General features: G+C 65.1%; 10 protein-coding genes and 1 pseudogene. 3 read left to right on the top strand and 8 right to left on the bottom strand.

Annotated features, from left to right (window positions below):
• Both KW835_RS26420 and KW835_RS26415 read right to left on the bottom strand, forming a co-directional pair.
• Positions 1–119: pseudogene (locus KW835_RS26420) on the bottom strand (5-dehydro-4-deoxyglucarate dehydratase); the annotation flags it as partial.
• Between the two features lie 35 nt (positions 120–154).
• Positions 155–1,126, bottom strand: coding sequence for a tripartite tricarboxylate transporter substrate binding protein (locus KW835_RS26415; protein WP_218387728.1), 972 nt, complete (start codon positions 1,124–1,126; stop codon positions 155–157).
• 382 nt (positions 1,127–1,508) lie between these two features.
• Between KW835_RS26415 and KW835_RS26410 the strand changes: the two genes are divergently transcribed.
• The 3 genes from KW835_RS26410 to KW835_RS26400 all read left to right on the top strand — a co-directional run bounded on the left by KW835_RS26410 (position 1,509) and on the right by KW835_RS26400 (position 4,813).
• Complete coding sequence (locus KW835_RS26410) at positions 1,509–2,615, top strand: lactonase family protein (protein ID WP_370633691.1); 1,107 nt, start codon at positions 1,509–1,511, stop codon at positions 2,613–2,615.
• 37 nt (positions 2,616–2,652) lie between these two features.
• Positions 2,653–3,732, top strand: coding sequence for an SMP-30/gluconolactonase/LRE family protein (locus tag KW835_RS26405; RefSeq protein WP_218387727.1), 1,080 nt, complete (start codon positions 2,653–2,655; stop codon positions 3,730–3,732).
• Between the two features lie 88 nt (positions 3,733–3,820).
• On the top strand, positions 3,821–4,813 hold the full coding sequence (locus tag KW835_RS26400) for a tripartite tricarboxylate transporter substrate binding protein (RefSeq protein WP_218387726.1): 993 nt from the start codon (positions 3,821–3,823) through the stop codon (positions 4,811–4,813).
• A 73-nt stretch (positions 4,814–4,886) separates the two neighbouring features.
• On the opposite strand, the gene KW835_RS26395 is transcribed toward KW835_RS26400, so the two are convergent.
• The 6 genes from KW835_RS26395 to KW835_RS26370 form a co-directional block, all read right to left on the bottom strand.
• Entirely contained in the window at positions 4,887–5,168 is a 282-nt protein-coding gene (locus KW835_RS26395; protein ID WP_218387725.1) for a helix-turn-helix transcriptional regulator, read from the bottom strand.
• 370 nt (positions 5,169–5,538) lie between these two features.
• A complete protein-coding gene (locus tag KW835_RS26390) occupies positions 5,539–5,871 on the bottom strand; it encodes an EthD family reductase (RefSeq protein ID WP_218387724.1) in 333 nt (110 codons plus the stop codon).
• Positions 5,872–5,995: 124 nt separating this feature from the next.
• Positions 5,996–6,490 carry a rod shape-determining protein MreB gene (locus tag KW835_RS26385; protein WP_218387723.1) on the bottom strand — a complete coding sequence of 165 codons (495 nt, stop codon included), beginning with the start codon at positions 6,488–6,490 and terminating at the stop codon, positions 5,996–5,998.
• 200 nt (positions 6,491–6,690) lie between these two features.
• On the bottom strand, positions 6,691–8,520 hold the full coding sequence (locus KW835_RS26380) for an ABC transporter ATP-binding protein (RefSeq protein WP_218387722.1): 1,830 nt from the start codon (positions 8,518–8,520) through the stop codon (positions 6,691–6,693).
• Positions 8,521–8,760: 240 nt separating this feature from the next.
• The gene (locus KW835_RS26375) at positions 8,761–9,228 is read right to left on the bottom strand and encodes a CopD family protein (protein ID WP_218387721.1); all 468 of its coding nucleotides are present in this window, start codon (positions 9,226–9,228) and stop codon (positions 8,761–8,763) included.
• A gap of 68 nt (positions 9,229–9,296) precedes the next feature.
• Positions 9,297–9,657 (bottom strand): hypothetical protein (locus tag KW835_RS26370; RefSeq protein ID WP_218387720.1); only part of this gene is annotated, 361 nt, incomplete at its 5' end.

The following is a 9,657-nucleotide window of genomic DNA, read 5'->3' as shown; positions in this document are numbered from 1 at the left end:
AGCCATTCGAGGCGCTCGATGTAGGTCTTGGGGCGGAATTCACCCTGCTCGTCGAAGTCCGTGATGGGGAACGACAGCAGGCCGGAGCCCATGATGGATTTGAGTTCTTGCGGGTTCATGTGAGTCCAGGTCGGTAGGAGAAATGTGGGATGGGTCAGTCGAGCTTGATGTTGGCGGCCTTGACCACGCTGGCCCAGCGCGCGCGCTCTTTGGCGAAGAACTGCTCTTGCTCGGTGGGGGTCATCGTGACCACCTCGGCGCCCTGGCCGGCCAGGCGCGAGCGGATTTCCGGGGCACGGATGGCGGAAATCAGTGCCTTGTTGAGCTTTTGCACCACGGCATCGGGCGTTCCGCGTGGCAGCAGCACGCCTTGCCAGGTACCCGACTCATAACCCGCTACACCTTGCTCGGCAATGGTGGGGACATCGCCGATCAGCGGCATGCGCGTGGCCTTGGAGACGCCCAGCACCTTGAGCTTGCCGTTCTGCACCTGGGGCAGGGTGGCCAGCATGCCGTTCATCAGCACCTGGGTCTGGCCGGCCACGGTGTCCTGGATGGCGGTGACGCCACCCTTGTAGGGGATGTACTGCCAGCGTGCGCCGCTGGCGCGCTCCAGCGCCACGCCGGCGAGATGGGGTGCGCTGCCCGTGGCGGTCACGGCGAAGTTCAGGTCGTTCTTCTTGGAGTAGGCGACCAGCTCTTTGAGGTTGTTCACCGGCACCGAAGGGTGTACCACCAGCAGGTGGGGCGAGTAGGCCAGCATGGTCACGCCGCGCAGGTCCTTGGAGGGGTCGAACGACAGCTTGGTATAGACCGATGGGCTGATGGCCAGTGCGCCCACGTCGCACAGCAGCATGGTGTAGCCGTCCGGATCGGCCTTGGCCACGAAGTCCGCGCCCAGGTTGCCGTTGGCGCCGGGCTTGTTCTCGACGATCACGCTCTGCTTGAGCGATTCGGACAGCACCTGGCTGATGGAGCGCGCAATGATGTCCGAGCTGCCGCCTGGAGGGTAGGGCACCACGATGCGCAGCGTCTTTGCGGGCCACTCGGCAGTCTGGGCGGTGGCAGAGGCTGCCGCGAGGGCGGCGGTGCAGGCGAGAAGGATGGCGCGGCGATTCAAAGTCATGGAATGTCTCCGTTGCTTCAGTTGTTGTTAGTCATCGTACAACTAGACAAGAATGCATGCAACTGATATCTGTCAAAACTCCGGGTTTACCCGTAAAAAATCAGGGTAATCACTGATATTTCAGGGGCTGATATCGCAATGCCTCATTGGGAAGCAGGCCGGCATCCGATCACTCAAAACCTCGGGTAATCCCTTGAGCGGTAGCTGGCGAAGGAGGGCCACAATGGCGCCTAAGTTGTATGACGACATATGACAAGAGTGTCGTTGGACTTGCCACCGCGTACACACGGCAAGCCTGCAAACCGTGGCATCGCACAGCTGGCTGGTTGCCTTGGCCGCCAGCCGGCGTGTCACCTGCCACACGAAAGAAAAGGGGATAAGGATGACTGCACCACGATCGGCGAAACGCAGCGTTGCCCGATTGACGCAAATGGCCTTTGCGGCGGGCGCCGCGCTGGCGACGCCCGGCGCCTGGGCGGGCACGTGGGTCTATGTCTCCAACGCGGACAGCCAGGACGTGTCCGTGTACGAGCTCGACAGGGGAGCGGCTTCGCTCAGGCCGGTCGACACGACGGCTCTGGGCGGAATGGCCATGCCGATGGCGGTGAGCCCGGACAGGAAGGTACTTTACGTGGCGCTGCGTTCGCAGCCCTTTCGGGTGGTGAGCCTCGCGATCGATGCGGCCACCGGCAAGCTGCGCAAACTGGGCGAGGCGCCGCTGGCCGACAGCATGGCCAACATCGATACGGATGCCACCGGGCGCTGGCTGTTCGGGGCGTCCTACCCCGGCCACAAGATCACGGTCAACAGCATCAGCAAGGATGGCACCGTGGGTGCGGTTCAGCAGCTCATCCCTACGGCGCCGAACGCGCATGCCATCCATGCGGATTCCAGCAACCGCTATGTGTTCGCCACCAGTCTGGGCGGAGACAACCTCTCGGGCTGGAGGTTCGATGCCGAGACCGGCAAGCTTTCCGCCAACGAGCCGGCCCTCACCTCCGTGACGCCCGAAAAGTCCGGCCCGCGCCACTTTGTGTGGGACAAGTCCCAGCGGTACATGTACGTGCTCAATGAGCTGGATGCCGCAGTTCACGTCATGGCCTACGACGCGACCCGGGGCGCGCTGCGCCCCGTGCAGCGTGCCTCGGCGCTGCCCGCCGGTTTCACGGGCAAGCCTTGGGCTGCCGATTTGCACCTGTCGCCCGACGGCCGCACGCTGTATGCGTCCGAGCGCACGTCCAGCACGCTCAGCAGCTTCCGGGTCGATGCGGCCACGGGTCAGTTGCAGCCGCTGGGGCAGGTGCCCACCGAGAAGTCTCCGCGCGGATTCGCCGTGGATTCGTCGGGCCGGTTCCTGGTCGCGGCGGGGCAGGAGTCGCACCAGGTGTCGCTGCATCCCATCGATCCGGCCACGGGCATCCCGGGCACTCCCACGCGCGTGCCTGCGGGCAAGAACCCCAACTGGGTCGAGATCGTCGACCTGCCCTGAGCCCAGGCAATAAAACACCTCAAGGAGACACCGCAGCATGAGCCCACATCCATCGACCGACCAGGCCACCTCCCACCCGGTGCCATCGCGCCGCACCTTCATGGCGGGAGCCATGGCCGCCACTGCCACCGCCGCAAGTGGGCTGGCGCAGGCCCAGTCGTTCGAGTTCAAGCCCAACCAGCGCTACCCCGACCCGGCCGTGCAGGTGCTCGACCCTTCGTTTGCCAAGTACCGCCTTTTCAGCAGCAGCGTGGAGCAGATCGCCACGGGCTTTCGGTGGGTGGAGGGCCCCGTGTGGGTGGGCGACGGGCGCTATCTGTTGTTCTCGGACATTCCCAACAACCGCATCGTCCGCTGGGACGAGGCCACCGGCCAGACCGGCGTGTTCCGTCACCCCGCCAACTTCTCCAATGGCCTGGCACGCGACCGCCAGGGTCGCCTGCTGGTGTGCGAGCACCTCACGCGCCGCGTGACCCGCACCGAATACGACGGCAGCATCACCGTGCTGAGCGACAGCTTCAATGGCAAGCGCCTGAATTCGCCCAACGACATCGTCTGCAAGAGCGATGGTTCCATCTGGTTCACCGACCCGCCTTTTGGCATCGGCGGCCACTGGGAGGGCGACAAGGCGGCGTCCGAGCTGCCGCACTCCGTCTACCGCATCGATCCGGCCAGCGGCAAGACGGAGCTGGTGCTCGGCGACCTGGCCGGCCCCAATGGCCTTTGCTTCTCTGCGGACGAGAAGCGCCTGTACATCGTGGAAGGCCGCGCGCAACCGAACCGCCTGGTCTGGGCGTTTGATGTTGGCACCGGCGCACGCCTTTCCAACAAGCGCGTGCACATCGACGCCGGCGGCCCGGGCGCGCTGGACGGCATCAAGTGCGACGAGGACGGCAACCTGTGGTGCGGCTGGGGCAGCAATGGCTCCCCCGGCGCCAGCGCTGCCGACCTGGACGGCGTGATGGTGTTCAACCCCGCGGGCAAGCCTATTGGCCACATCCGCCTGCCTGAGCGCTGCGCCAACCTGGTGTTCGGCGGGGCCAAGAAGAACCGCCTGTTCATGGCCAGCAGCCATTCCGTCTATGCGCTGTATGTGGAGACGCGGGGCGCCGTGTAGGCGGGCTCGCGTGCTGACCCGGCCATTTGCTGCAGCCCTTTCATTCCGCCAGTTTTCATCCAATCATCCACAAACCAGGAGACTTTTCATGCAACGCAGAACCCTCATCCACACCGCCGCTCTTGCCGCTGCCGTGGGCTTCGTCAGCCTGCCAGCGGCAGCCCAAGGCACCTGGCCCACCGGCAAGCCCATCAGCTACGTGGTGCCCTTCGCCGCAGGCGGCACCACCGACACGCTGGGCCGCCTGATCGGCCAGCAGCTGGGCACGGCCCTCGGGACCACCGTCGTGGTCGAGAACAAGGGCGGCGCGGCCGGCAGCATCGGCTCGGAAGCCGCCGCTCGCGCGGCACCGGACGGCTACACGCTGCTGGGCGGCACCGTGAGCTCGCATGCCATCAATGTCAGCCTGTACCCCAAGCTGGGCTACGACCCCATCAAGTCGTTCAGCCCGGTCACGCTGATCGGCACCAACCCCGTGGTGCTGGTGGTGTCGGCCAACAGCCCGCACAAGACGCTCAAGGACGTGCTGGCCGCGGCCAAGGGCAAGGAAGGCGGCCTGTCGTCCGCGTCCGCCGGCACCGGCAGCTCGCAGCATCTGGCCGTGGAACTGCTGGCCTACAAGTCGGGCGTGAAGTTCACCCACATTCCCTACAAGGGCAGCGGCCCCGCCATCCAGGACGTGATCAGCGGCCAGGTGGACATGATGTTCGACACCACCGTGGTCGCCGCTCCACACATCCAGAGCGGCAAGCTGCGCGCCATCGCGGTAACGTCGCCCAAGCGCCTGGCCTCGATGCCCGACGTGCCAACGGTGGCAGAGTCGGGCGTGAACGGCCTGGCGGACTTCCAGGTGCAGTCGTGGCAGGCCATCTTCGCACCCGCCAACACACCCGCGCCCATCGTCACGCGCCTGCATGACGAGATCCGCAAGATCCTGGCCCAGCCCGACATGCAAAACCGGCTGAAGGGCTTTGGCATGGAGCCCGCCGACATGACGACCGCACAAATCTCCGCCTTCCAGAAGTCCGAGGTGGACAAGTGGGCGCAGGTGATCAAGGCCGCCAACATCAAGGTGGACTGAGCCGCCACCTTCCGTCAGCAATCTCCCTTGTAAGTGATTTGCGGAATGGTCTTCGGGCCATTCCGCTTTTTTTTCAGCCCGCGTCCGGCACGCGGGGCGTGAGCACGTAGCCGGGATGCTGCCCCGTGAGCAGCAGGAACATGGCGTACACAGGGCCCTGCATGTTGCGCTCATCACCCATGCTCTCCAGCGCCTGCCAGGTGCGCGACTGCACGCCGCCCCGGCTGCCGGTCTGCAGCGGGTAGCCCATCAGCTCGGCGGCCTGGGCCTGGCTGAGCCCGGCGGCGGCGCGGCTGGCCTTGAGCTGGTCGCCGGTGGGGATGGGCATGGCGAGAGAGATGGGGGTGGATGTCATGGATGGGGCGGGATGGGTGTGTTTGCTACTAATTTGATAGCTTTTGGCGCAATACGAGAAAGCGTTAACCGCTATTTTTAATCAGTTTTTTGGATTGGGTGATGCTTTGGCACCGAGCTGTGGGAGACGTGCGACAGGTCGCCGCGTCACCATGTCGCAGGGCAGATGCGGATGCCATCCGGCTCGCAATGAATGCGCGCAGGAGTATGGCGGCTGGACGGTCGATGGCCTGGGCCTGCTGCTTAAAGCCGTGCAGGAGCGCCGGTGCGTGGCCGCGTGGGCGCCGCCCCGGCCTATGTGAGGTGGGCAAGGTCACCTGCGCATGCCCCGCAGGTGAACAAGGGGGCCGGGGCGAAAGGGCGAAAGGGCGCTATCGAGCCGAAGGCAGCTCGTGCGACAGCAACTGTGCGAAGTAGGATTCGGGCGCGATGTTGGTGTAGTTTGGAACGTCCGCCGTCAGCGCTTCAGCCGTCTGCCGTGCTGCCGCCTGCGCCTGCTTCAGGTCGCTGAAGAATGCATTGGTCAGCGCCACCACCTGCCCGGGGCGGGGCTCGGCAGGGTAGAGCACGCGGTCGCTCTCCAGCCGCACCAGGCCCAGCGGCTGCAGGGCCGCACGGGCAATTCGCATGTGCTCGCCGTGGTAGTAGTCGTGGTCGAAGGTGGCGCCCTCGTGCCAGCGGTACAGGGCTGTGATCTTGATCATGCAGGGTGCTCCAAAAGGTATGCCGCGCGACGGCCGCAGCGGACTGAAAGGTAAGGGTGTGCAGCCTGTATCTGCAGCCGCCTGCGCGACACCTGCCGCAGGTCCGTGATGCACGGTCGGCTCCTTACGCGAGCACTTGGCCTTCGGAGGGAAATCGTCCCGAGAGCAGCTCTTCATCCGTCAATTGACGGCCCTGCCACACGGTGGCGAACGCCGCGCCCGCGGCAAGGCCCAACTCGCGCAACGCGCGGATCTCCACCTGCGTGTAGCCGCCCTCCGGATCGCCCAAGGGGTGGATCACCATGCGCGGCGACGGCGCAACAAGGCGCTTCAAGCCGGTGGTGGCCACCCGGGCCACGAAGTGCTTGATCACCAATTCCGCCAACACGAAATCGGAAATCAGAGACCGTGGATGCGCGAAAGGATTGGCCAGCGCCACACCCGGTTGGGCCGCAGCCTGTCGGGCGTGGCGGCCCACCGCCTGAACGAGCGCGCCGCAGCCCGGCGTCAACGCGATTTCCGGAACGTCGCAGACCCGGGCATGGGCGTTCACGTTGAGTACGCTGATCTCGCTGGGCGAGAGCTGCACATAGAACACCGGAAGCAAAGACTTGAGCATGGCGTCTGTGAATGAGTTTCCCTACAGCCTGGCGCCCTGGCCGTGCCGTGGGCCAAAGTGCTGCGATATGGATTGCCGGCCCTGCAACCGGGTGCCCCCTTGTCGCCCACCCTGCCATCGCGCCGGTGGAGCCGGCTTTGCCGGACCACAGGGTGCGTCTCCCTCAGGAGGCAGGAGCGCGGCGCCTCAGCAAGCGCTTGTCACTCGTCCTCCCCGAGAAATCCTCCGCTCTGGTGGCCCCAAAGCCGCGCATAGACGCCGCCCTGGGCCAGCAGTTGCGCGTGCGAGCCTTCTTCGACAATGCGGCCCGCATCCAGGACGATCAACCGATCCATGGCTGCGATGGTGGACAGCCGGTGCGCGATGGCGATCACGGTCTTGCCCTCCATGAGGCTGTCCAGACTTTGCTGGATGGCGGCCTCAACCTCCGAGTCGAGCGCGCTGGTGGCTTCGTCCAGCAGCAGGATGGGGGCATCCTTGAGCATCACGCGGGCAATGGCCACGCGCTGGCGCTGGCCGCCCGAGAGCTTCACGCCGCGCTCGCCCACCTGGGCGTCATAGCCCGTGCGGCCATGCAGGTCGCTCAGCGTCTCGATGAATTCCGCGGCCTCGGCGCGGCGGGCAGCGGCGTGCATGTCTTCATCGCTCGCATCCGGCCTGCCGTACAGGATGTTGTCGCGCATCGACCTGTGCAGCAGCGATGTGTCCTGCGTGACCATGCCGATGGCGCGGCGAAGGCTGTCCTGCGTGACTTGGGCGATGTCCTGCCCGTCGATCAGCACACGGCCCGAGCGTACGTCATGAAAGCGCAGCAACAGATTGACCAGCGTGGACTTGCCCGCGCCGGAGCGGCCGATCAGACCGATCTTCTCGCCCGGCCGGATGGTGAGCTGCAACTGGTCGATGACCGGGCGCCCGTTGCCGTACGCAAAGCTCACATTGTCAAAGCGCACCTCCCCCCGAGTGACCTGCAACGGGCGTGCATCGGGTGCATCGACCACGGTGCGCGGCTTGGTCAGCGTGTTGATGCCGTCCTGGATCGTGCCCACGCTCTCGAACAGCGTGGTCATCTCCCACATCACCCAATGGGCATGGCCGGAGACGCGCAGCGTCATCGCGATGACGGCGGCCACGGCGCCCGCGCCCACCTCGCCCAGCGTCCAGAGCCACAGCGCCGTTCCGCAGGCGCCCAGGATCATGGCCACCACCAGCGCCTGGTTCACGATCTCGAACAGGCTCACCAGCCGCATCTGCGCATAGCCGGTGAGCTTGAAGGCATCCATGGCAGCTCGCGCGAACTCCGACTCGCGCCGGGTGTGCGAGAACAACTTCACCGTGGCGATGTTGGTGTAGGCGTCAGTGATACGCCCGGTCATTACCGAACGCGCGTCTGCCTGCGCCTTCCCCACCTTGCCCAGGCGAGGCACGAAGTACCAGCACGCCAGGCCGTAGGCCAGGATCCAGACCGCGAAGGGCACAATCAGTCGCGCGTCAAACCCGGCCAGCAGCACCAGGATGGTGGCCAGATAGATGCCCATGCCGATCACCACATCGGTGGTCGTGAAAATCATGTCGCGCACCGCCAGCGCCGTCTGCATGATCTTCGTGGTGATGCGGCCCGCGAACTCGTCGGCGTAGAACGCCATGCTCTGGCCCAGCATCAGGCGGTGAAAATTCCAGCGCAGGCGCAGCGGGAAGTTGATGGCCAGCACCTGGTGCTTGAGGCTGGTCTGCCAGGACACCAGCACCAGTGTGCCCAACAGCAGCGCCACAATGCCCAGGATCGAGCCCTTGCGCTGCGCCCACAGGGATTGGGGCGCCACGGTGGACAGCCAATCGACCACATGCCCGAGCACGGCGAACAGCAGGGCTTCGAACACCGCAATGGCAGCGGACAGCGCCGCCATGGCCACCACATAGCCGCGCAGGCCGCGGGTGCCGTCCCACACGAAGGCCATGAAGTCCTTCGGAGGCAAATGGGGTTCAGCGGGGGGATAAGGGGAAATGCGGCTTTCGAAATACTTGAACACGTAGCTGGGCTCCTCGATACCCGCAGATGGTAGAGGACCGGCATCCCGGGGGGTGTCAGCCGCCGGCTTGTCCGCGCATGAAGTAGGTGAACCGCCGCACCGGACAGCGGTGGCTGCATTTTTGTGCGCGGTGTCAGCTGTCGCGTCCAGCAGCCGCGATCTACAAAACTACGCTCTCTCAGTGAAGACCGCGGTCGCGGCCACGCAGTCGCAGTGGCAGTGGCAGTGGCAGTGGCAGCGTTACAGCAACAGGGTGACTCCCACGATCACCACGCCAATTGCCAGGTTCACGCCGACCCAGCGGCGGATTGCCGCCATGGCCTGGCCGCCGGCGGGCCAGTCCGACGCGGCCACTGCGCACTGCAGACGCTTGAACAGGGCGAAGCGGATGTGTCCGAAGATGGCCATCATCACGATGCCCAGCACTGCCATGATGGTCCAGTCCAGCGGCATAGCAAACCCTCCGCCGGACTGCACCGTCTGCTTGGCCAAGCGGCCGATCATCCACAGGCCGCTGGCGAACAGCACCACCACGGCCGCCGCGACGGCGTTCAGGAAGCGCTGCATCACATCCCGCATCAGGCGAAGCCGCTGCGGCGGCTCCAGCGACTGCACCGCGGGCCGCAAGAAGAAATGGGCAAAAGCCATGCCACCGACCCACACGATGACGGACAGGATGTGGGCGAATTTCAGGATGTTGTAAAGCATGCGGGGATTCAAGGTACCTGGTGGAGACGGCCATTGTGCAGTGCTGGGCTGGGCCAGTGGCCTCGCCATCATTCACGACGAAGCGCCGAGGTGGCTCCTGCTTGATCTATCCGTCGTTCGAGGCGCACCACGGATGCCCCAGATCGTGCCGGATGCGCGATCCGTGCAACGAGCGTCTGCTGCCCGCCTCCCGTGGCATTGCATTTCAGCATCCCGAGCACAGGCTTGCGTGTGCGGCTGCAGCAAAAACAGCCACGATGTTCTGCTCGAAAGAATGTGCCGCAAATGCAATTGGTGTTAGTTGTCGCATCCCGGATGATTGCATAGACTCTAAACGCTATCCACTCTTCATGGCGCGAGCCGTTCTGCAAGAGTTGATAGAGTCGTTTCAATCCACCCAGGGAGTGAAGCCATGTTGATAGCCCTGCA

The sequence above is a fragment of the Acidovorax sp. sic0104 genome, assembly GCF_019219095.1.
In the GTDB taxonomy this organism is placed as follows: Bacteria; Pseudomonadota; Gammaproteobacteria; order Burkholderiales; family Burkholderiaceae_C; genus Acidovorax.
The sequence above is the reverse complement of the archived record's forward strand: the minus strand, read 5'-3'. Positions and strand labels throughout refer to the sequence as shown.

Excerpts from the sequence above, each read along its gene's own strand:
- KW835_RS26415 (WP_218387728.1), bottom strand. The coding sequence starts at position 1,126 with ATGACTTTGAATCGCCGCGCCATCCTTCTCGCCTGCACCGCCGCCCTC.
- KW835_RS26385 (WP_218387723.1), bottom strand. The coding sequence starts at position 6,490 with ATGCTCAAGTCTTTGCTTCCGGTGTTCTATGTGCAGCTCTCGCCCAGC.
- KW835_RS26400 (WP_218387726.1), top strand. The coding sequence starts at position 3,821 with ATGCAACGCAGAACCCTCATCCACACCGCCGCTCTTGCCGCTGCCGTG.
- KW835_RS26390 (WP_218387724.1), bottom strand. The coding sequence starts at position 5,871 with ATGATCAAGATCACAGCCCTGTACCGCTGGCACGAGGGCGCCACCTTC.
- KW835_RS26405 (WP_218387727.1), top strand. The coding sequence starts at position 2,653 with ATGAGCCCACATCCATCGACCGACCAGGCCACCTCCCACCCGGTGCCA.
- KW835_RS26395 (WP_218387725.1), bottom strand. The coding sequence starts at position 5,168 with ATGACATCCACCCCCATCTCTCTCGCCATGCCCATCCCCACCGGCGAC.
- KW835_RS26410 (WP_370633691.1), top strand. The coding sequence starts at position 1,509 with ATGACTGCACCACGATCGGCGAAACGCAGCGTTGCCCGATTGACGCAA.
- KW835_RS26375 (WP_218387721.1), bottom strand. The coding sequence starts at position 9,228 with ATGCTTTACAACATCCTGAAATTCGCCCACATCCTGTCCGTCATCGTG.